Annotated in this window: 23 protein-coding genes; all 23 read right to left on the reverse strand. The window is 42.8% G+C overall.

Annotated features, from left to right (window positions below; genetic code table 11):
- Window positions 1-85: 85 nt before the first annotated feature.
- Window positions 86-904 (reverse strand): serine protease, encoded by an 819-nt coding sequence (locus tag MHI55_RS19930; protein WP_036672254.1) that lies wholly within the window; start codon window positions 902-904, stop codon window positions 86-88.
- 63 nt (window positions 905-967) lie between these two features.
- A complete protein-coding gene (locus tag MHI55_RS19935; RefSeq protein WP_127550944.1) occupies window positions 968-1,501 on the reverse strand; it encodes a spore maturation protein in 534 nt (177 codons plus the stop codon).
- Between the two features lie 6 nt (window positions 1,502-1,507).
- The gene (locus tag MHI55_RS19940) at window positions 1,508-2,134 is read right to left on the reverse strand and encodes a nucleoside recognition domain-containing protein (protein ID WP_036672256.1); all 627 of its coding nucleotides are present in this window, start codon (window positions 2,132-2,134) and stop codon (window positions 1,508-1,510) included.
- Window positions 2,135-2,165: 31 nt separating this feature from the next.
- Window positions 2,166-3,353 carry a D-alanyl-D-alanine carboxypeptidase family protein gene (locus MHI55_RS19945; protein ID WP_340386672.1) on the reverse strand — a complete coding sequence of 396 codons (1,188 nt, stop codon included), beginning with the start codon at window positions 3,351-3,353 and terminating at the stop codon, window positions 2,166-2,168.
- Between the two features lie 162 nt (window positions 3,354-3,515).
- The gene (locus tag MHI55_RS19950) at window positions 3,516-4,319 is read right to left on the reverse strand and encodes a sigma-70 family RNA polymerase sigma factor (protein ID WP_340386673.1); all 804 of its coding nucleotides are present in this window, start codon (window positions 4,317-4,319) and stop codon (window positions 3,516-3,518) included.
- Between the two features lie 66 nt (window positions 4,320-4,385).
- Complete coding sequence (locus MHI55_RS19955; RefSeq protein ID WP_340386674.1) at window positions 4,386-5,024, reverse strand: lytic transglycosylase domain-containing protein; 639 nt, start codon at window positions 5,022-5,024, stop codon at window positions 4,386-4,388.
- 63 nt (window positions 5,025-5,087) lie between these two features.
- Window positions 5,088-5,303 carry a hypothetical protein gene (locus MHI55_RS19960; protein ID WP_340386675.1) on the reverse strand — a complete coding sequence of 72 codons (216 nt, stop codon included), beginning with the start codon at window positions 5,301-5,303 and terminating at the stop codon, window positions 5,088-5,090.
- The gene (locus tag MHI55_RS19965; protein WP_051449827.1) at window positions 5,300-5,674 is read right to left on the reverse strand and encodes a hypothetical protein; all 375 of its coding nucleotides are present in this window, start codon (window positions 5,672-5,674) and stop codon (window positions 5,300-5,302) included. The genes MHI55_RS19960 and MHI55_RS19965 overlap by 4 nt, the downstream gene beginning before the upstream one ends.
- Before the next feature lie 78 nt (window positions 5,675-5,752).
- On the reverse strand, window positions 5,753-6,139 hold the full coding sequence (locus tag MHI55_RS19970) for a hypothetical protein (protein WP_076328296.1): 387 nt from the start codon (window positions 6,137-6,139) through the stop codon (window positions 5,753-5,755).
- A gap of 136 nt (window positions 6,140-6,275) precedes the next feature.
- Window positions 6,276-6,842: a sigma-70 family RNA polymerase sigma factor gene (locus MHI55_RS19975; RefSeq protein WP_051447053.1), complete on the reverse strand. Its 567-nt coding sequence runs from the start codon at window positions 6,840-6,842 to the stop codon at window positions 6,276-6,278.
- 596 nt (window positions 6,843-7,438) lie between these two features.
- Window positions 7,439-7,855, reverse strand: coding sequence for a Na-translocating system protein MpsC family protein (locus MHI55_RS19980; protein ID WP_036607758.1), 417 nt, complete (start codon window positions 7,853-7,855; stop codon window positions 7,439-7,441).
- A gap of 234 nt (window positions 7,856-8,089) precedes the next feature.
- A complete protein-coding gene (locus MHI55_RS19985; RefSeq protein WP_036607761.1) occupies window positions 8,090-8,287 on the reverse strand; it encodes a hypothetical protein in 198 nt (65 codons plus the stop codon).
- Complete coding sequence (locus MHI55_RS19990) at window positions 8,256-8,579, reverse strand: hypothetical protein (protein ID WP_036607763.1); 324 nt, start codon at window positions 8,577-8,579, stop codon at window positions 8,256-8,258. Before MHI55_RS19990 ends, MHI55_RS19985 begins: the two co-directional genes overlap by 32 nt.
- A 156-nt stretch (window positions 8,580-8,735) precedes the next feature.
- Entirely contained in the window at window positions 8,736-9,650 is a 915-nt protein-coding gene (locus tag MHI55_RS19995; protein ID WP_339186688.1) for a hypothetical protein, read from the reverse strand.
- Between the two features lie 15 nt (window positions 9,651-9,665).
- Window positions 9,666-10,061 carry a hypothetical protein gene (locus MHI55_RS20000; protein ID WP_036672279.1) on the reverse strand — a complete coding sequence of 132 codons (396 nt, stop codon included), beginning with the start codon at window positions 10,059-10,061 and terminating at the stop codon, window positions 9,666-9,668.
- The gene (locus MHI55_RS20005; RefSeq protein WP_339186686.1) at window positions 10,058-10,618 is read right to left on the reverse strand and encodes a hypothetical protein; all 561 of its coding nucleotides are present in this window, start codon (window positions 10,616-10,618) and stop codon (window positions 10,058-10,060) included. The genes MHI55_RS20000 and MHI55_RS20005 overlap by 4 nt, the downstream gene beginning before the upstream one ends.
- A 14-nt stretch (window positions 10,619-10,632) precedes the next feature.
- Window positions 10,633-11,424, reverse strand: coding sequence for a hypothetical protein (locus tag MHI55_RS20010; protein WP_340386676.1), 792 nt, complete (start codon window positions 11,422-11,424; stop codon window positions 10,633-10,635).
- Between the two features lie 16 nt (window positions 11,425-11,440).
- The gene (locus MHI55_RS20015) at window positions 11,441-12,394 is read right to left on the reverse strand and encodes a hypothetical protein (protein ID WP_340386677.1); all 954 of its coding nucleotides are present in this window, start codon (window positions 12,392-12,394) and stop codon (window positions 11,441-11,443) included.
- Window positions 12,395-12,397: 3 nt separating this feature from the next.
- Window positions 12,398-13,462 (reverse strand): hypothetical protein, encoded by a 1,065-nt coding sequence (locus MHI55_RS20020; RefSeq protein WP_340386678.1) that lies wholly within the window; start codon window positions 13,460-13,462, stop codon window positions 12,398-12,400.
- A 13-nt stretch (window positions 13,463-13,475) separates the two neighbouring features.
- Window positions 13,476-13,784: a hypothetical protein gene (locus tag MHI55_RS20025; RefSeq protein WP_340386679.1), complete on the reverse strand. Its 309-nt coding sequence runs from the start codon at window positions 13,782-13,784 to the stop codon at window positions 13,476-13,478.
- A gap of 46 nt (window positions 13,785-13,830) precedes the next feature.
- Window positions 13,831-15,597 (reverse strand): hypothetical protein, encoded by a 1,767-nt coding sequence (locus MHI55_RS20030; RefSeq protein ID WP_340386680.1) that lies wholly within the window; start codon window positions 15,595-15,597, stop codon window positions 13,831-13,833.
- Window positions 15,598-15,656: 59 nt separating this feature from the next.
- Entirely contained in the window at window positions 15,657-16,790 is a 1,134-nt protein-coding gene (locus tag MHI55_RS20035; RefSeq protein WP_340386681.1) for a hypothetical protein, read from the reverse strand.
- 16 nt (window positions 16,791-16,806) lie between these two features.
- On the reverse strand, window positions 16,807-21,495 hold the full coding sequence (locus tag MHI55_RS20040; RefSeq protein ID WP_340386682.1) for a hypothetical protein: 4,689 nt from the start codon (window positions 21,493-21,495) through the stop codon (window positions 16,807-16,809).
- Window positions 21,496-21,502: the final 7 nt, after the last annotated feature.

Here is a 21,502-nt window from a genome sequence, read left to right on the forward strand (position 1 = left end):
CCCAGATTTGCCGCAAAAAAAAGCCTGCCTTTACACGACCTGTTGAACACAGATGGCGTAAAGATAAGCCTTTTCCTCAAATCATTTAATTGGAAACTTTGCCGGCAACTGCAACCTGTTTTTTGGCAGGTGTGGTACTCTCTTTAATGAAAGTCTGCAATGTCTTGGAAGTAATATAATAGGTACGTCCACCGTACACAAATGTCATCATACCAATGACCCGGTTGTTCTGATCCAGAACAGGGCCACCTGAATTACCTTGGGCCATGGATTTCACAATACTGCCGATTCCCTTTTTACCTGGAACGTCCGAAGCTTGGGAACTAAACACTCTGCTTTTGGCTATCGTATTGAAGGTTGAAGGAAAATCTTCATCCAGGATGACAAGATCACCAGCAGGATTTTTGGGGAATCCAATGGTATAGACGACCTGGTTATCCCTTGCGTTTGTAAATGTGACCGGTTGGGCGTCTATCTCCTTGTCCAGCTTCAGTAGTGCCATGTCTGTCACCGGATCTGTCTTAATAATCTTTGCCTTTACAGGCTTACCCAAGGAACCCGGACTCGCAACAGTCAGTGTACCTTCATCACCATCAGACAGTTCAGCAAAACTCTGAACGACATGATAATTCGTGAGCACTTCATCCTTTGAGATCAATATTGAGGTACCAACATCATAATATACCATATCGGGTTCATCCTGCTTGACCAAACGTACATTCACGACTGGAAAAGAATCCGCTGTGACTGCCATTTGTGCACGCAGCTGTTTATCGAAGTAACCTGTAAAATGTATCGTCTGAACGGCTTGAGCTGCCGCCAGCCCCGTTGACCCTGCGAGCATTGCAATAGCAAGCACGCCTGACATTCCGACACGGAGCATTCGTTTCCAACTCTTCTGCATGTCTCACTCTCCTCCGCTATTATTCTAGCATATCTAATATATCGGAAGGAAAGGAGATATCTTTTAACCAAAAACGAGCAAACAAATGGCGAGGGCAGCAATAAAACCAATGACATCGGAAAACAACCCTACTTTGAGTGCATATCGACCGTTCCGTATGCCTACAGCCCCAAAATAAACAGTCAGCACATATAACGTGGTGTCTGTACTCCCCTGAATCGTAGATGCCATGCGTCCAATCATGGAGTCAGGGCCATGGGTTTTGATCAGATCGGTTGTAAACGCCAGAGAGCCTGTCCCCGTTAAAGGACGCAGTATTCCGAGTGGCAACACTTCGCCTGGAACACCCATCCAGGACACCAGCGGAGCGAACAGGCTAATCACAAAATCCAGTGCACCCGAGGCACGAAATACGCTGATTGCGACCATCATGCCCACGAGATGCGGAATAATACTGATTGCAGTAGAGAAACCATCCTTGGCCCCATCAACAAAGGATTCGTAAACCGGGACCTTTTTGGTAAACGCATATAATGGAACAAACGCGATAATAACCGGGATGGCCCAGACGGAGATCCAGTTGATGAAGGTTAACAAAGGTGCTCATCCTTTCATACCGGGATTGCCACTTTTCTGTATGCGCGGCGGTTTGTGTAAAGCCCTGTTCCGATACCAGCGATCGGCGATTATAGCAGCAAGTGTAGCGATAATGGTAGCCATCAATGTTGTTCCCACAATCTCTGTAGCATTGGCAGAATGATAGTTTAAGCGGATGGCGATCAGCGTTGTCGGAATAATGGTAATACTGGCCGTATTCAGAGCCAGTAAGGTGCACATGGCAGGAGAAGCAGTTTGTTTGTCCGGATTAAGCTCCTGCAGCTGTTGCATCGCTTTGATTCCCATGGGAGTAGCTGCATTTCCTAGCCCCAGCAGATTGGCACTCATATTGGAGAGAATATAACCCATCGCCGGATGATTTTTGGGCACATCGGGGAACAGGAAGCCCACAACCGGGCCGAGCAGCTTGGCAATCCGGGCCAGGAGACCCGCATCTTCAGCCATTTTCATCATGCCCATCCAGAACACAAGCACACTAATCAGTCCAAAACAGACCGTGACTCCCGTTGCCGCCCCATCAAAAGCAGCTTGCGTGACCACTTCGATATTACCGTTGACGGCTGCAAAAGCAAATCCGATTAAAATCATGAGCAGCCAAATTAGATTAATCATGGATTATATCCTCCCTTCAATGGCGATTTAGCTAAGGAGATAACAGGTGGCTTAACACGGCACGCCATGCAGCTGCCCAGGAAGAGACATCACCGATTCCACCCAGCGTTGCATCTTCTGTCTTGGGTTCAGGAGGAATATAACTGCCTTTGCGATACACTGGAATTGAGCCCACAAGTTTGCCGTCAAGCTGCATATCAATGCGACCTGCCAATCCGAACGAAGGATCTGTCGATTGTTCCTTGCCTTCCGTTTCCGACTGTCCTCTATTTTCGTGTAGTATCAATTTCTTGGTCAATGAGCCTTCTTCACTTTTAGCCATTGGGTACCAGAATCCCCGGCCCGTAACGACATCTGTATTTTGCACAGGCTGTTCTTGCTTGGCGACCTCTACCAACGGGAAGTACTCAAAACCGAAATCTAGCATCCGAGCATGATCGTTCCAATCGTTTCCGTCATTCAGCGTTACCGCGGCGAGCTGCTGTCCATTACGTGTAGCGGAGCTGACCAAACATCTGAAAGCTTTTTTTGTGTAGCCGGTTTTCACTCCATCCGCACCTTCATACATCCGCAGCATTTTATTTTTATTGTGCCAAGAGTATTCCCAGCTTTCATTGGGGTTCGGTGCGGATTTGTCCTCCGTGGCTACGATGCGTTTGAACACCGGATTGTGCAATGCATATGCCGTTAATCGTGCCAAGTCGTTAGCTGTTGAATAGTGACCTTCTGCATCCAGTCCATGAGGGTTCATAAAATGAGAATGCGTCAGACCGATTTGCTCCGCCTTTTTGTTCATTAACAGGACAAAGCCTTCTTCCGATCCACCGACATGTTCTGCGATCGCAGAGGCCGCGTCATTGCCTGAACGGAGCATGAGCCCGTACAACATGTTTTCAAGCGTCATCTCTTCACCTAACTTGAGATAGAGAGAAGATCCTTCTTTGGCAAAAGCCGTGGGAGACACTTTCACTTTATCATCCAGCTTGCTGTGTTCGATCGCTACGATCGCTGTCATGATTTTGGTCAAGCTGGCAATTCGCAGTTCTTTATCCCCATCCTTGCTGTATAAGATCCTGCCTGATGTGACATCAATGAGAGCAGCGCTTTGCGCATGTGTAGACGGACCTTGAATCGTTGCCTGGGCTTGAGTAACCCCTAATGAAGACAACAAGAAGACAGGGATAAGCATGCATGCAATGACTTTCGTTATTTTTCGCATCAATTCATTCCTCCGGGTCACTTGGAATCTTGTACTATCTTATGTCCGGACAACTTGGAGTATGTCCCATAGGGCAAAAACAGCAAAAATCCCTCACGCTTGGATGCGGGAGGGACGTTATGTATGAGACATTATATAAGATATGAAGTGCTTAGACGACAATCAAGCCTGATCCTTTTTATCCAGCATTTTAGCTACTTTTCGCATAATTCTAGAGACTCTCATCTGGCTAATGTCTTCCATATCTGCGGTCTGGGTTTGATTAAACCCTTCAACACGATGCTTCAGTACAGTCACTTCTTTCTCACTAAGCTTGCGCTTGACCGAATCAATAACCGCATCAACGTATAACTTGTCCAAAATATCTTCTTCAATATTCTCCCCGCTATAGATGGTATCCATCAACGTCACGGATTGAGTTTGTTGATCATCAGCACCTACAGGCTCATCCAGGTATTTCACACCTTTACCCACTTGAAGTGCTTTATTGATCTTCTCTTCTTCCTCATCAAGCAACAATGCGATTTCATGTGCTGGTGGGAGGTAGCCCATATCGTGCTCAAGTCGATTGATTCGGTTAATTAATTCCGTAGCTGTGCGAGTTGGACGAATAATGCTTGCACTATCTCTCAGAAAACATCTGATTTCTCTGACAATCGCAGTAACACTAAACGAACTGAATTTTACGCCACGTCCCGTATCAAATGCTTTAACCGCTTTGATGAATCCCAGACGGCCCAGTTGAAGAATATCATCCTTCTCCACACAATGATTCTTAATAATCATTTCAGGTTTTCCAATATACTTATGAACGGAATGCCATATCAGGTTCTCATTGACCAGAATACAATCCCCGAGGAAATGCTCATCGAGCTTACAACGTTCAATATTTTCTACGTCATCCATTGTGTAATGCTTCTTATTTACCTGCAAATTCGTGCTAATATGTTCTGGAAATTTTCCCATTTGGATCTCCCTATGTAAAATTGATAAACGATCTTATAGTATTCAAATTTTATTGTTAAATAATATTTATTGATCTTTTTTGATTATTTGAAGCATCTTGTTATGATGTTCCTTCACTTGATTGTAGTACCAAGGGCGAGCCTTTCCCTTATCTACATTGCCCTCCCCCTGATTGTACGCAATGGTTGCTGTACGAAGATTTCCGTCGTACTTATCCATAAGATATTCCAAGTATATAATGCTTGTCCTGATATTCGTTTCAGGCTGATGTAGCTCCTGTTTGCTAACTCCAAACGATTTCGCTGTGCTTGGAAGAATCTGAAGTAAACCAATCGCTCCATGGGATGATACACTTTCCTCTAACATCCGGCTCTCTTGCCACATCATAGCCAGAATCCAGACGGAATCGATATCCGTATCCTTCGAATATTGAACTACCCACCTCACATACTTCAGCAGCTTTGCCCGGCTCACTGTTTTCTCATGGTGGAGTTCTATATACTGTTCAAGCATATCCGTCATTTGTATGTGCGTAGGAGCAACCAATGCATCTTTAACTTGTTTTCCCTGCTTTTCTTGCTTCTCTTGTTTTTCTTGCTTCATTGGTTTTACTGGCTGTACCTGCTCTGCTTCCGTTGCTTGGTATTGTGAAGCTAATACCACCACCGCAACAACAATACCTATTACTCTTTCTAAAGTGAGCAACAGATTCGCCCACCTCCTTACCGAAAGCCTCTATATTATAGAAGGAATAATCTCATACCTAAGTTAGGATTGGTCTTGTTCACTTGGCTGATATACAATGATTGCGGCATATTCCAACGTGTTACTGGATGGATCAACGGTGGAGGTAAACTCCAGTCCGGTAACGAACGTGTGTGGTTTGGATAACATCCATGCGTTGATTAATTCTTCCACACCTGTAGCGCTAGCGGACACAAACGTTTTTACAGCTAAATCCGAGGCGTAGTTTAACACCTTCATTGCTCTTCACCAGATGAGTCTTGTTCCTCTTCCTTTTTCTCTTCAATGAGTTGATTAAACTCCTCTTCGGTCAGTTCATGAATCTCCAATTCGTAAGCACTTGTCAGAATGTACCCCATACCATCCGTTAAATGAACGTTATAAAATGTTTGTAGTTCTTCATGAAAGGTACCCTCTTCGTAGTTGAATCCAATAACGGCTTTTTCGTAACCAGCTACACGACCAGCAAACCATACGTTGGCTTTCGTTGTTGCGCCGGTTGGCGTCTGGATTTCATGCATATTGGTCGGCGCGTGGATATACTTTCCAATCATACTGGCTACGATTTCTTCCGTTAATTTATCATCTTTTGCTTTGATCATATGAGTCATTGAATTATTCCTCCATTAGTTAAAGTCTAGCGAATATTCTTGCCCTTACATTCTCTATACGTGTTATCGGAGCGGCAGTTAAATTGGAGCCGTAGATGAAGTATTGGTTCCGCTGCTTAAGACCATATAGTTCGTCCGCATATGATGTACAGCCACGTCCAGATCAGCCACTCGTTTGGAGACAAAATCTTCGATGACAGGCTCCAATGGCCTGAAACCTACACCCAAGATCGGTTTTTTATGTATATTAGCATGATGCATGATCACAATATCAGTAGAGGTCAAATGATCCATACCCAGATTAACCAAGACAGCATCAGCCTGTACCACTACTTTCTCAATGATCAAGGCATACTCCCTGTTGCTTAAATCAGAAGCTGTCGAAGAATCATGACTTGCCCAAGCGATATCCGAATACCCCTCTAGACGTTCCACAGAAAATCCTAAAACCACCACACTAAGCATCCTTGTTCCGCCTTTCTTTCTGTACTAATCTCTCTATACGACATAAAAAAGCACCCAGTTAAGGGTGCTCTCTCTGTTCTATGTAGGTTACTGAATCTATCTTCATCAAACTTAGGCTATTAATTGCCACTTATGACTACAATGCTTCGTATTTCTCACGAATCGCTTTCCATAACTGGGATATACGTGCCTTGGATACACCTAGCATTCCTGCAATCTCTACAAATTCATACCCCGAAGTCCGAAGCTTAAAGATTTGTTTCTCACGTTCGTTCAGCCTCATATTTTCCATAATATCTGTTACAAACTCAAAATTCTCATAAGCAAACCCCGCATGACCAAGCGCTAATGCGATGTCTGAGCTTTCCGATTCATCGCCACCACCCTGATCCGTGCACATGATCTGTACAGCATTAACCACACTGAGATTTTTCTCAGACATACACTTGCGGTACATGTCCTTAATTTTATTTTCGATAAGATGATCAACAAACGTCGACATTTTGGCCTTTTCTGCATCATACTTGTCCAGGGAGTTAACTAATTTGATCATAATCTCCTGGGTCACATCTTCTTTCTCCATCCCGGCAAATGTTTTACCTCTAAGCTTGTGACGACACTTCTCCTGAGCTTTATTCAGGAACATGTCTATATCCCCAATCTCAAATAAATCATCAAAACCCATAGCAGTTGTAGCAGACATTATTCATTTCCCCCATTAACTATTTAATTATCAGTAATCGTATTCTTTCTTCACAATCTAGTCGCTATCCAGCATGATCTTACTCTATATTCCCGCTATTGCTCCCGAAATCTCATATACCATATGTAGTCTTGTTACACACAATTGAAGCTAATAAGCCTAATTACACACAAACAATCAAGAAATCTCCCTTTGATCCGCCTCCCCATTCCCATCCTATTACATTCAGAATAACAAATACGAACTAATGTTCGCAACATTTATTTATTTCGTTCGCTTATATGCCTTTTACTGACTATATACGAAGTATACAGTGAAAGGTAAAGTAGCATTTTTTACAAACAAAAAGACCAACACAGAGCGCACCACTGGAAAATACCAAAATGGTGGAATGTGTCGGTCTTGGTCTGACATCTATTTCGTCCCAATTACCGAAGATATGGCCTTCAAGTTCTTTAACAAGGTTATAGGCTTCGTCAAGATTATTAATCTATTCGATCGCCATAAGGGTAGTATAAGGAAATATGTAGGATATTGTCAACAACAAAATTAGTTCCTAAGAACCTGTCCAGTATTCAAACGTTAGTTAATAGGTCTTAAGGCATGTTAATCTCATCATTTTTCAGGAGCACTTCAACATCCTTGTTCATCTTGAAGACTGTAATCTGCTCTGCAAAATCATGACCAAAAAATGTTGTTTCGATGTCTTCGATCTTCAGACCCATGTTGATATAGGAGAAAACGGGGTTGAAATCTTCTCTCATCATATGTGCTAGCTTCATCTTGTATTCGGCGAAAATTTGACTTGAGTGTGATTGCATATGTTCCAGCATGAATGCTTCAGGCTTGGTGAATTTTGCTGTAAACTTTAAGATGATAAAATGATTCATGATAGAGACTCTGGTATCTACCGGCCCGCGCTCAGTAAAATCTTTTCTTATTCTGGATGCCAACTTTGCGAGCTCTCTTTCCAAGTCTTTTATCTCAATGTCCCATCCCTCCTTGCCAATCATCCTGACCCCTTCTACTGCCCCTGAACATATGAATTCAACCTAGTTTAATCAAAACTGCTTGTACAAGACAAGTTTCAATGGATGCATTAAATCAAGTCACTATCAACTTTTCATGAAAAAGGAATAGACCCCAGAACTAGGCTTGGGGTATATCACTTTATTAACTATATTTTATAATTATTCAAATAAATCAACACTTGGTGCTGAAAAGCTAACATTAGTTAGCTCATACGCTTAATTTATCATTTCATTGGTGAGCTCTATTTTGAGTAGGCTAAACGCAACCAGGTTCAAAACGACATTGGCACCGTAGTCTTTTTCGATCAAATCGAACGCTTCTTCCGTTGCTCCAACCAGATCCTCCTTATCCGAGGTCATCTCGGTAGTGACAATTTCCTCATCATTCAGTGCAAAGGTCAGCCTGTACAGCATCTGTATTCCCCTCCTTAGAGGTCAATTCAATATTTCGCACATCGGTAAGATCAATGATATGAACCACATCGTCTGTATCTTCCAACGTAATCGATTTCCCCTCGTTCTTGTGTTTGGTGAAAAGTCGGCGATATTCTTGCTTAACCTCATTCCCAGTTAACGGGATTTCGCGTACGACCTTATCCGAATCTTTCTCTTTCTGTTGTAACCTTGGATTATCTTCCATCCAGTTCACTGTTTTTTTCTTCCCACTTCCCTTGAAATAGAAATGAGCAGTAAGTTCAATATTCATCGTACACTACCTCCCGGAATAATTACGTTCTCATACTACTTTCTCTATACGTCTTGATCAGCTAATTGTTAATGCTAATCTTCAATGCAGATGTGGGATACACAAACTATTTCGTTGTTAAAAGAAAAAAAGGACAGCATATGCTATCCTTCCGTATTAGTATTTCTTAACCGCTATACGATTGCCGTATGAGTCATATATATATTGGAAGTTAGTTTGAACAGGTGTTGTTCCCAACCTGGTGATGGACTTGGCCACCAATCTTCCCTCATCATCATACTGATAGATGACATCAACCAAAGTAGGAAGTTGCACGAAGTCCAGACCGTCATATCGATATATCTCACCAATCGAAATGACTAAGAAGGAATCATCCTGTGCATAACCTTCTGGAGAAGCCGGCATGGTAAGTACAGGTTCTCTAACAAGCTGCTCGGTGTAGTTGTCTGTAACGACTTGTCGAATAACTCTTCCCTGATTGTCAAAAGCAAAATATGTAACCACATCCGTATAATCTACCAAATCGCTGATCGATTCCCACGGATCAATGACATTCAGGCGTTTTCGTTCACCCCAAGTCATGCTCACATGGGTTTCTCCATCGCTGATCATATCGGCACTGTGTGTGTCAGGATGTGTGTAATGATTGGCCTCACGCTCGATGTTGGACAATTTTTCGCGTTCGTCCAGAGTCATGATAACGTTATGACTTCCATCTGTTAACATATCAGCACTGTGTGTATCCGGATGGCTATAGATCACCGTTTTGGTACCATTAAGATTAATCGTTCCATTCTCAGGATGGTTCGAAACTCGATCACCACCCACCTTTACATATTTCCCACCGCTGTATGTATAGGTCGTTGATTCATTTTGATTGCTTGAGTCTTGGCGTACCAGATATAATCTTCCTGCTTCACCTACGGTTGGAAGTTCTGTTTTCAGTCTGACCGAGACCACGTTTCCTACTGACACTGCGTCCAGTCTGCCATCAAGTGAGGCATAAGAATCCCTGGCTTGTTTAACTTCACGTTCTACTTTGGCAGCTTTGCTGTATGAAACAATATCCATGTGGTGGTCCTCCTCTCACCTTGTAGTCAAACCAACGACCTCAATATCGAAGTTGGCCACATCTGTACCCAGATTTTTTAACGACAAGTGAAGTGTTGAAGTCCCATCTACGTCCTCATATGGCAAATCAATCATATCGTAAATCCCTTCCATAAAATTTCCCGTCGAGTATTGGGCATTGTTGAAATAGAGAACCTCTGGATGTGGACCCGCACTGTTCAAAACATGAACTTCCACATTCGTCTCTCTGGACGGAATGACCCTAATCGTTTTGATCATGAATCGAGGATGTTCCATGGGAATATCAATCATTGCCTTCGCCCCACCGCCAACATACTCTACTCTTTGGGCAAACGATACCGGCAATAGCACTTTTCTCATCTCCTCCATCAGTTTCCATGTCCTGTTCAAGAGCCTTCCCTCCTTCTAGGAATATGTGTATCCGGATACCGTCGTGGACGAAGATGACTATCAGATGTGTTACCACTTCCGCTGTAGGACCAATCCCCCCACGTTTTCCCCACTAACCCAGCCTGCTGGACAGGAATCTTGACCTTAATACACCAATCGAGCCCCGCATAATTTTGTTTCACTTTGAGGCCTCTTATGGTATCACGAATTAAACCTACTCCACTGGACTGGGTCAAAAATTTATGCTTGAGTATCATATTTTTTTCATCAGGAACTCCCACTCTGGTTCGTGGCCCATAAATATACTTATCCGTAACGTATCCAATCAAAAGATCATTATGGTTGTCCAGCATCCTCCATGTACCCCAACGGTAGATGTCAATTAATTCAGCCGTAGTGGATAACGTTCCTAATGTATAGACCATTTCCTTACCCTCAATGGTTAACGGGACAGCATCAAGATCGTATCCAATGCTATGGAAAACTGCCGCCTTACTCTGGGTAAAAAGAGAACCGCTCTCGGCGGTCCCTACAACTTTCCCTTGATGTATAGCCATGTCCATTCACCACCTTAATTCATCAGGACAGCAACCGTAGCTCCTGATAAGAAGCTCTGTCCACCAATCGACAGAGAGTATACCTTATATGTTCTGGTGCCTACTTTAATCTCATCTCCATGGGAAACTCCGGCAGAAGGTACCGCATAGATATCAATAAGCTCGCCTCTCGGGCCTTCCACACCATTACACATAATAACCGGAGCAAGATGATAAAGAGACCCCCACCCTGGATTAACAGGAAGCATGGCAGAGTAAGCATCATAAATGTTATTCACCATCTGTTTATCTTTATCACGCAACGTCCGGATACCATTATCCCCATTGTAGCTGAGGCCAACACTCAAACTCGAGGAATCTGCCTCTGTGGCATACCTGTTCAGAATTCCGAAGTAACCCAAATTGGATATACCGGTAACCGAGTTCACATCCCCCTGCAAATAAATAATAATCCGGTTTGGTTGTACTGAAACTTGGTAATCGATTAATAGATTCGTATCAACGGCACTTGTATGACATAGGAAGTCCTTTTTCACTTCGGCTCTGCCCAAAGGAATACTACCATCTGTTGCCATCAAATCTTCAGCCACACTCACGGTCAATTTATTTCCCGTAGTTCCCTTCGTGTTTCCAACCTCAAGTCTAAAAAACAGTTTATCTGAACCCGTTGTGCCCACCGATTTCAGCACGATCACACTCGCTGTCTCGTAAAAAATGGACCAGGGAGATCCCGCAATCGTTTTAAAGCCTTGAACAATATTCGCGAATAATTCATTCATCTTAACTTTGCCTGTGAAATTAGCCATTCCTCATAAACACCTCCTATATTTGGAAAAGTAACGCTCTTTGTCCACCACCAAGCAGTCTGGCACCATGGAAGAACTTCGGTCTTGAATACACAGGAGCCAGGTTCGAATTGTGGTAATAACGTCCATAGTCTGTATTCGGATAATCCTGATCTACGACATGAAACACGTAATACTTGCCATCATTGCCAAGATCCAGGATCGATCCGTCCGGGTGCTGCGCACTGTTTTTAAATACAATGGAACGCATACCCTTGAATTCACCCCTAGCTCCTTCAGATGGATGATAGACCATGAAAGGCGTAACATAGTATCTTGAACCTACACCTGGAGAAGGGATGGACTCTGTCCCAAAATTGTACAGTGCGTACTCCGTTCCATTCCGTGAAGTCATAACGACACCTCTCGGCGTATCATATTGATCTGATGTGTTGTTATCCGAAGCAGATAAAGGCATATGTGGGAAAACGCCATAAAATTTATTGGCAATCGCCGGGTCTTCTTGCTCTAATGGCTCGCATTTACCTAGGAATATTCGTACTGGGTAAGCTCGTTCCGGGTAGTTCAGACTCTCTCCATGGATAAACAGAATATCCTCATTCGTTATTACAGACCACTTATAGTTCACATTGTACTGCACGTTATGACACAAAAATGGCGTTTCCGTCATGAATTTATCTGTGTCCACTGGCGGATTTATGAATAGATCTGGTGATGCCACATTGCTTCCCAGGTTCTTCAGTCCCCAGCGAATGTTGACTCCTCTGGCGTGCGCCCATACACACATGGTAAAACGCATGGATGTATTTTTTTTATTGGTAAGCAGCGCATTTCCCCAATTGGCATATGTCGTTTCGGCCGTATGTATGGTATCCCAGTAAGGATCGTGTGCATCTTTCAATGTGTTAACAAGCGTTGAAGTAAATAAGCTTAGCGTACTGGTAAACTCGTGTCTGCGAATCATGGTCATGCACTACACCTCCTTCTCGATCTCGAATAGCAGCACCCGTTGTCCGCCACCGAGAAGTAAGGGAGAGTCGAAGAAGTAGGGTTGACCATTGTAGTAAGCTCCATTAGTTGCAAAAAATCCCTGATGAGTTGCCGGATGCTGCTGAACATTCACATGGAATACATAATAGCGCTCATCCCCGAGGTCAAGAATTGAACCATCCGGGTACATACTCGAATTTCTTAGTACGGCAGTACGTATACCGAAGAACTCTCCCCTTACTCCTTCCGTTCCATGCCAGACATAAAAAGGAGAGATAAAGTACCTTCCACCTAAACCCGGAGAAGGAACTTGAGAACTCGTTGAGAAATGATATAACGCATTACTTGTACCATTTCTTGATGTCCTCACGTAGCCTCTGCCTGTATTATGCTTCAATTCAACACCAGCAATATTCATCCCAACTGGATAATGACCAAAAATTCCCACAAAGTCATTTGCCACAAGTGGATCTTCTTCCTCAAAAGGCTTCATTCTGCCAAGATATAATCTAACAGGATAGGCTGCATCGCCAATGTAATTTTGTGCCTCACCAAATAAATAGATATAATTAAAATTAGTGAATAGAGTCCACTTCCAGTAAACATTAGGAGCATTAGATAAATTTGAATACGCTTCGTTAATGCAAGTATTCAGAGGAATTTCGGTTACAGCTCCTACATTGGTATAAAGATCAGGTTTCACAATCGAACCATTATTTCTCAAACCTGTTCTAAGCATATAACTCCTAGTGCAATCTCTGCTGTAATTGGGTGTATAAAACCTAGAAACATTCATACTAATTGTGAAGAACATACTTGGATCTTTTATATTTTGAGCCGTAAGAGTGCCCAGATTTGCATCACTCCTACTAGGATGAGTCCAACTCCTTGGAATTGAATATTCATTAGATGGTTCATAAGTCCAGTTCCAATGTATATCCCCATATAAATCTTGACTAACTGTTTTGTAAAGTTCAGCAATCAAATTGGAAGAATAAGAATAAAACTCATAACGACGCAGGGCACCTAACAAGATATTTTCAGCCAACTATCCCACCTCCTTAAGCACCAAATCGGATTTTCATTTCGTGAAAGATGTTCTCTTTAAGTACGGTTAACAAGACTGTTTTCACCATGTCACTTCTCTCTGTTATGAGATTCTCATGATAAGCCTGCTCTTTATCCCCGGCTTCATCCTCTGACTCCACACCACTAGCAACAGCCTCATAAATTTTAGGTAGCCCTTTAAGTGAAGGCAGAAACTTATGAGCCACATTATCAAACAGAATATTGCTTTCAAATGCAAAGATCAGGATTTCAATTTCCTCTGTACTGAATGGCTCCGAGTGATTGCCCACTAATTTATCCATAATGGTATGTAGTGCAAATTTTACATCCTGCACGGTCCTCGTCACGTCAAATCACGACCTTTCTAATTTTTACTTGTTTGATGTTACCGCTAGCATCATATTCAAATCCCTTCTGAACTCCTTGGCCGTCATAGATCAAGGTCTCAGTCTTAACGGTACCGTCTGCATTGTAAGTAAACGATGTTTTCTTCAATAGCTGTGGATTCAAATCTACTGAGAATACTTCTTCTGACTCAATGTCACCATTAGAGAAGTAGTTATATACGACATCCAGCTCAAGTGTACTTCCTTCAAGAAAGACAAGTCTCCTCCGGATGTCCGTGTCATCGAAGGTAGCACCTCCTTGAAGCACATAATACTCTGCACCATTGTTAATTTCGCGCAGTACTCTACCCGTAATGTCACGCTGATACTCAATGGACTTGATCTGTCCGTTACTCTCAGTAACCTCCTGTCGTTCCAGATTTCCATCCGGGCTATAGAAGTGCTCAATGGTGCGGTTGATCCCTCCATCAATCTTCTCCGTATGTACTTTTCCATCTGGATAATAGGTATATTCGGTTACCGAAGTGGTGTTAATAATAGACCCACGACCAATGACCGTTACTCGGGCTTCCTTGGGCACATCAAAAGTAAACCGTATAAGCGTATCATTATATTCAATGTAATCGTCTCCTGCATCCATGCGTATTCCATCCAGAAATACCTCTGCAGAATTTGAACCAATCACATATCTGGGCACTTGAAAATCTCTAGACATCGACAACCTGCTGTTAGGAGCAGAAGTGAAATGGAATACGGATTGATGCTCCATAGTGCCTCGACTCTCAGCGAGTTCAAGACGACTCTGCATGTTGTCGAGTCTGTCCTTGAGAGCATCATAGACAACTCCGTTTTTATCTTCTTTTGAAGCCACAACTTCTTTAGCAGTTGCTTCTAATTGGACTTCCATCGCTTTGATCGTCGTATGATGTGTAGCAATTGTTGTGGTTTGCTCACCAACGGTTTTTTCCAGATCATCTACACGAATTCCCAATGCAGACATGTCATTTTCAACAGAACCCTTTGTTAAGAAATATCTGAAATCCAAAGCCGTGAGTGAAGTTGTTGGAGAAACTCCAACATCAAGTCCACCTATGATCATGGCATCCTTGGGCTCTTTTTGATCTGAGCTATAAGAGTACTCCCCATTTTCATGAAGAAAAATATAATATGTCGTATTGGCTTCAATGTCTGAAATGCTGAATGTCTGAGAAAATTGATCCACAATAACCTTGTTGATACTGGCTCGTCCTGCATTAATCGTAACTTGGACACTGTTATTTGCATCTAGGTACGTGGGGTTGGTAACACTGAGATCCTGAATGGGTTGCTTCGCTACAACTTCAATCGCTTTCTCCAACGTGTCAAATCGATGATCTATGGATGCCTCTGCTCCACGTGCTTCTTTTATCTCCGTCTCCGCAAGACTCAATCTCTTCTCATGGTCATCCTGACTCTTGGAAATGGTATTGACATCTGCTCTTGCCGTCAGAATATCCTGCTGAACATCATCCAATCGTGAGCTGTTTGAAATAACCTTAGTCTCGACATCGCCTAATCTCTGCTCATGATTTTTTACTGCATCTCGGCTATCGTGTGCAGATTCTTCTACGAGTGTGATTCGGTCACCTAGACTAAGCGCAGTCCCTCTGGCATCATCCAACTCTGCAAGATAGGAATCAATCTCATCATGCGTACGGACCCCAATATCACTTAATTCCTTATGACTCTTGACGGATGATCTATGAGACTGGTTAATTCTTACTGACATTTGACCACCTCCATTCATGCCTTACATGATCTATACGTAATTACTCCAATACGATTAAGTCATATGTATGTCGAATACATCTGTAGCGAAAATTTGACCTGGGAAGCATACCTGTCTTGAGATTCTTCCCTTTCCATTCGCAGCCAGAATGGATAGGACACTCCTGGCAAAATAGTAAACGCGGTGATCGAGAAGCTGAAGGACCCAGGAATGCCTTCAACATCAGGCGCAATCTGCACTTTATCCGTCCCGCTTGTGAGCGCAAAGGTTACATTTTTAAAGTCTCCTGATATCATGGGGTTCTTGGCAAACATTCGAACTTCTTGTGTAGCAGAACCACCTGCCGTTAAATAACCTAGAAACCTATCCGTGTTGGGATAAAGAAGCACATCGAAATCTTCTCCTGTTTCAGGATTCGATTCTTTGTAATATAAATCTGGTGTAACCTCAAAATACATTAGGTCTCCCCTGTATAACTTTATAGAATCCATAGCCTGAAACCGATTTCCATCCGGAAGCCTGATTCCGAAATTGCCCTCAAACGGATAGGGATATGGATCCATGTTAAAATGTACAACCGTTTCTTCAGATCGGCATACCCTGGACTCAAGCACAACACCATTCTGATCGATTAGATCAACCACAGTTCCTTTGGTTAGATTGTCTACGGCAATAGATGTTCCTTTGTTGATTCGAATATACTGAATATGCATGGGGTGATCCCCTTCACCCTTCAGATAAAGACCAATTTTAGGGGCTCCCACCAGTTCTACAGAACCAATGATGTTCCAAATTACGCCATCATCCGACCAATACGCCGTATAATAGTTATAATCTCGAATCAAACGTATCCACGGGTAAGTCTTCAGCAAAGGCTTTGGCAAGGACATATCCAAAAACTCTTCAATCTCCATGTAGTTATGTTCATCTACAAACACGATAACTCCACCGTAACATCCCTCTGTATCGGGATTGTAACTGTTCTTCACATCCATGACGAATTGCTTCATATCTGTCAAAGGTTTATAGAACATATACAGCGGATCTTGACCATGTTTGAGCACCAGGCTGCCACTACCCGCTTCATAGCGAGTAGCATCGTTAGGGAGTACTTCCCATTTGGAATCCAGGTTGGAGCTTACGAACGCATCCTCATAAATCCTGCCTGACTCTTTCAACCTCACAACACCCATACAGAACCTCCTTTCTTTACGTGAATAGCCAGATGCGTTTACCGATCACACACATCTTGGGCCTTGCTTTCCAAACTTCCAGCAAACATTTAATAAGCGCTTCAACACACTTGTCTCCACCACCACCTTCGCAGTAAGGAATGACGTAGACGTCATCACATATCCAGTTGGTCAGCTCCATCCAGTCCAGATTAGCATATTCGTAACTACGCGTACCCACTTCCTGAAGTGAGGTGAACACCCATTTGAACTCATGTTTGCCTTTGGGCACTGGATGTGAAAATGTATAGTATCCACCCTCTTGGGTGAATGTTTTGATAAGCTTATCGTCAATGAAGAAATCCAGTTGACAATCAAATGGTTCAGATACCCACACCCATCGTTCGTAGGCTTTGAAGTCATGCACTCGGAAGGTGGTCAGATATCGTTTTCCTGTCCAATCGCTGATTTGCCCCTTCTGATCTGTTGTAATCTCCACCTTATACTTGCTATATGGCTTGGGAGCCAGATCATTCAGTTCGAAGCCACGATACCCATCCCCGTAATACTTTTCATCCCATAACACTTTTCCGTCCTCACGTGTAATTTTCACGCGCATATTACTGTTATCGCAGCCACCCATCCAGATCGGTTTATTATTCCAAACTTCGAAGTGAGTCACTTCTGCCCAGGATGGATCTAATTTGCTAATATCGTCAAGTTGCATCGATCCGCCCCAGATCATCGCTCCATCTCCCGGGCAGCCCTGCTCAAATCGAATGCGAACCTCATAACTTTTCTTCTGATCTGATGTATTTTCTACCTCAATAGAAATGATTTGGTCATCTTCATTTGTAACTGGTCGAGTATCAATTACTTGGCCTTCTTCAAGAGTTTCGATGACAATTTTAGTTCCCGAACAAGCTCTACTTGTATTTTTATATAAACGAATTACATCGAGCCAGGCATGACTTCCACCATCTGGCGCAGTGGTAACTGGGCCGGGCGGATTCCATGAGTCTTCACTTGGATGTGGAGACTCTCCTTCTCCATACAGTAATCCCTGAGCGTCTCCGCAGAAAGCATCCCATGTCTCTAAAAAGCTACCTCCGCTGAGAGTGAATCCACCAGCATCCAAACCAGAAGCCGTAGTTTCACCCTTTTTTTTATGAAGGGTGTACTCAATTCGATAGGTATGACCAGGTGTTAAAGTTTTAAAGCTGTCTGTAAATTTTCTAGGCTCTCCGTTTAATAAATTATAAGTGGCACTTCCCGCTTGCATATCTAGTGTTAAATCCCATATTACTGCTTGTACTTTCGTTTCATAATCATAATCGGGATACCCAATCAAACTATTTTCATTTTTACTGTAAGGGTCTTCAGTATGTATCTGCAAATTACCAATAGTCGCATGATAGCGGACATTTTGCTTGTTTTGATCCTCGTCTGGATAGGTGTCCGTAACACCAATACTTACTGTATATCTACCTGGCCGGGGTACATTGATTACATCAGATTGATAGGATGCTGCCGATCTTTCCCAAAATTCATTGGTAAAATTGTCATAATCAACAGTGCTACTATTGTATCCTCTGTTATTATTCTCTTCATGAATTAGCCTTTTTTGTTTTGACTGACCTTCAGGATAGAAATACACTCTGAGTTTAGCTCTTGGGTTCTTGTCTACAAGGTAACTAATAAATTTGTAGTTGAGTCTAAATTTGCCTTCACAATGAAAAGAGATTTCTATTTTTTTCGTGTATTTACTATCAAAATCAGACTTATTATCTCCAGGCTCTGTACCTTTAACGTTTATAGAATAATAAGATGTTCCCAAAAATTTAGGGTATCTTACTCCTGAACTTGGAATGATAGTTGGAATAATTTTTCTTAGACCTTGAACTTTTTTATTTTTCACCGGATAAACGGTAATTTGCTCACTGTATAAGATACTTCCAGTAGGTGGAGCTTTAAAATACCGTGTGACTGTCTTACCTTCATCCAGCACTTTAATACCCTGCATACCATTATCACTATAAATTAATCCATCGTTCTTCCATCCCCACTGGCTAGACTGTGCTGAGTTTCCGTCATATGGGACTTGCCCATATTGAATTTTGTGAGTTTGAGTACCTGCTGGAAAACAGCTTTGTCCAAAAGGATCGGTGACTACATCTCTCATTTGCTCATTTGCTGGACCATTTCCACCGGTATTTCCAAAGCCTGCAGAGCCTCCTGAACTTCCGGCACCAGGAGTATATGCCTTCCCATCCTGGTATATCCAGCGGAATATATGATTACCAGCAGGGAGGGGATACATACAATCTGTACCTTTATCACCGTTGGATTGACTTCCTGTCCATACGCTGATGCCATCTATTTGTAGTTCCAACTTCTCCCCCGTATCAAAGTCGCCACCATACTGCCAGCATATATATCCAGAGTTATTCATTGAAGCTGTAAATTCACAAATAAAATTTTGGTTATGTCCCTGCGCCCACATTACACCATCTCCAACCGGGATTGGATCAGGGGGATTGTCAGGGTTATATTGCGGAGGTTTGATATCTTTCCATTTCCAACCACCAATAAATTTCAAAGACGGTTTATACACATCCTTTTTATTAAATAACTCTCCAAATATTTCGATATCTCTTGAAGTCCCTTTATCTGGGTCATAATTGGAATCCATTGCAGGATAGATTCGCATGTGCTCTTTAATTTTTAATTTGGCACCAGGATTGAGCTCTGCGCTGTATGTAATTGTATCTCCATTTGTTTGTGTAGATGCTCCAGCATCGGTTACATCCCATCCACGTGTCACATCAACATATGAACCTAGCGGTGACGTTGTACGGTATGTATTACCCGTGTTATTACCATAGGTGAACAAATGATTCTTCTGATACTTAAATGGCTCCTCTGTCAATCGATCTTGAATATGAAACTCTATGATGTTGTGTCCAGCCTCTAATGGAATACGCACTAGTTCCCTGGCACTTTGCATGGACGTATAATGTACTAACATTCCGTTAACTTTTACTTCAAAAGCTTCAGTAGGTCTAAGCAAATGCGCGTAACTGAATACAAACCACCCCTCATGATCTAATATCACCTCTGTCTGTGCTATCATATTCCCTTCCGTTGGTTCATCCAAACGTAAAATATCTTCTTTACGGATCCATCTCGGATTTCCCGACATTAACCATTGATATTTCCCAATCCCTTGTCCCCGATGAGACGGCTCCCAATGATCAATTTCTCGCGGAGGACAAGTTAGTTCGAGTGAACCTCTCAAGTCCACCGTCGTATCAGGCCCTGCAACAATTTCATACTCTATTTTGGCCTGGTTGGCCTCCGTTTCTGAATACTCCCCATTCAACACCCATTCAACACCATGTACCGAACGAGCATTGCTACCATGATCTCCATCACCGTGCTGGGTCCGCAGATGGAATTCATCATCAAAAAATAACTGATAATCATGAGCTGGATACGGTTCTTCATCCACACCCATTTTGTAAGCAAATGAAATCGTACCATCACATTCGTTATCCAGATCCATCGTCATGGTTTTCTTACGTAAATCATCCGTAATGAACTGTCCTTTAAAATGGGCCTGTGCCACACTTTGCGGTGATCTTACAACCCAGTTTCCATACTCATATACGTCCTCACCATCCAGATCGTAATCTTTCGGAGCAGGCGGCTTGCGTGTATCCACAATCTCAACAACTTCAACATCCTTGATATAGATACCATTGTTCTGCCATACTTCGGGTCTCATTTTGCGGATTAACCAGTCGAACTTGTACATCTGTCCTGGCTGCAACGTAAATGCAGCTTCTTGCCATCCGCTATTCTCGCTCCATTCGCCCCCAACTTGCTGCCCATTAATATAGAACAGCATGCCATTACCGCGCTTGGCACTAGCCAGGTACTTGAACCTGATCTGTCCATAACGCTTCACACGCCAGTTAAATGTGATTTTGGATGAGTTGCCAATCTCCAGAAGCCCTAAATCCAGTTTTAAGATCATCTCTGATCCAGATTGTTCATTTCGGCCTACGGAGTGGACAGCTACCCATTCCTGATCCTCCGTCGATGATACATATCTGAAGAAATCAGGGAATTTATTCGAGAACGGGACGTCCTTTTTCATTGAAAAGAGCGGAATCTCATATACGGTTGCATCAAAATGATTAAAGTAATTCCCACTAAAATGATGGTAGTAGGGTGCCGGACAAACGGGCAATGATACACCATGATGACTACCGCCAGGCTTCTGAGCATTTTCAAGAATCTTGTGAATACAATCTTTAATCATCTGCAGTACTCGCTGATATTGTGTTTTATCTGGAGGCTGCTGTTGTTCTACCCACCATTCAAGCCTGCGATACATATTCCACAGTGCTTCACGGCATCGTACACTCGCATACCACGACTTATCTTTCAGATATTGCTCAATGATTTGATCAATACTGTTTTCCAGTGCATCCAATTGAACCGTCTGCCATCGTCCTATCTGACCGTAACCTGGATCACCCAGAATAGGATTATTTTCTTCGCCATGCCGGTCCGTTTCACTCCTCGGTGCATTGGGACTCTGCGGTAAATACGCAGGGTTATTGGGGTTGCCGTAACTTTCGTCCGCAATCTTCGCTCTCATATTCGCGAACAATACACCTTTCTGTGACTTGGAGAACAAACCAAATGTATGACCCATACCAATC

Origin of the sequence: Paenibacillus sp. FSL E2-0151, assembly GCF_037993015.1 — a bacterium.
Lineage (GTDB): Bacteria > Bacillota > Bacilli > Paenibacillales > Paenibacillaceae > Paenibacillus > Paenibacillus amylolyticus.

What these genes read in the sequence shown, in the direction of transcription:
- MHI55_RS19970 (WP_076328296.1), bottom strand. Translation starts at nt 6,139, where the DNA reads ATGCTTAGTGTGGTGGTTTTAGGATTTTCTGTGGAACGTCTAGAGGGG.
- MHI55_RS19960 (WP_340386675.1), bottom strand. Translation starts at nt 5,303, where the DNA reads ATGAAGGTGTTAAACTACGCCTCGGATTTAGCTGTAAAAACGTTTGTG.
- MHI55_RS19940 (WP_036672256.1), bottom strand. Translation starts at nt 2,134, where the DNA reads ATGATTAATCTAATTTGGCTGCTCATGATTTTAATCGGATTTGCTTTT.
- MHI55_RS20040 (WP_340386682.1), bottom strand. Translation starts at nt 21,495, where the DNA reads ATGGGTCATACATTTGGTTTGTTCTCCAAGTCACAGAAAGGTGTATTG.
- MHI55_RS19975 (WP_051447053.1), bottom strand. Translation starts at nt 6,842, where the DNA reads ATGTCTGCTACAACTGCTATGGGTTTTGATGATTTATTTGAGATTGGG.
- MHI55_RS19995 (WP_339186688.1), bottom strand. Translation starts at nt 9,650, where the DNA reads ATGGATATTGTTTCATACAGCAAAGCTGCCAAAGTAGAACGTGAAGTT.
- MHI55_RS19965 (WP_051449827.1), bottom strand. Translation starts at nt 5,674, where the DNA reads ATGACTCATATGATCAAAGCAAAAGATGATAAATTAACGGAAGAAATC.
- MHI55_RS19990 (WP_036607763.1), bottom strand. Translation starts at nt 8,579, where the DNA reads ATGAATATTGAACTTACTGCTCATTTCTATTTCAAGGGAAGTGGGAAG.
- MHI55_RS20025 (WP_340386679.1), bottom strand. Translation starts at nt 13,784, where the DNA reads ATGGATAAATTAGTGGGCAATCACTCGGAGCCATTCAGTACAGAGGAA.
- MHI55_RS20005 (WP_339186686.1), bottom strand. Translation starts at nt 10,618, where the DNA reads ATGGCTATACATCAAGGGAAAGTTGTAGGGACCGCCGAGAGCGGTTCT.
- MHI55_RS19985 (WP_036607761.1), bottom strand. Translation starts at nt 8,287, where the DNA reads ATGCTGTACAGGCTGACCTTTGCACTGAATGATGAGGAAATTGTCACT.
- MHI55_RS19930 (WP_036672254.1), bottom strand. Translation starts at nt 904, where the DNA reads ATGCAGAAGAGTTGGAAACGAATGCTCCGTGTCGGAATGTCAGGCGTG.
- MHI55_RS20010 (WP_340386676.1), bottom strand. Translation starts at nt 11,424, where the DNA reads ATGGCTAATTTCACAGGCAAAGTTAAGATGAATGAATTATTCGCGAAT.
- MHI55_RS20030 (WP_340386680.1), bottom strand. Translation starts at nt 15,597, where the DNA reads ATGTCAGTAAGAATTAACCAGTCTCATAGATCATCCGTCAAGAGTCAT.
- MHI55_RS19950 (WP_340386673.1), bottom strand. Translation starts at nt 4,319, where the DNA reads ATGGGAAAATTTCCAGAACATATTAGCACGAATTTGCAGGTAAATAAG.
- MHI55_RS19980 (WP_036607758.1), bottom strand. Translation starts at nt 7,855, where the DNA reads ATGATTGGCAAGGAGGGATGGGACATTGAGATAAAAGACTTGGAAAGA.
- MHI55_RS20015 (WP_340386677.1), bottom strand. Translation starts at nt 12,394, where the DNA reads ATGACCATGATTCGCAGACACGAGTTTACCAGTACGCTAAGCTTATTT.
- MHI55_RS19945 (WP_340386672.1), bottom strand. Translation starts at nt 3,353, where the DNA reads ATGCGAAAAATAACGAAAGTCATTGCATGCATGCTTATCCCTGTCTTC.
- MHI55_RS20035 (WP_340386681.1), bottom strand. Translation starts at nt 16,790, where the DNA reads ATGGGTGTTGTGAGGTTGAAAGAGTCAGGCAGGATTTATGAGGATGCG.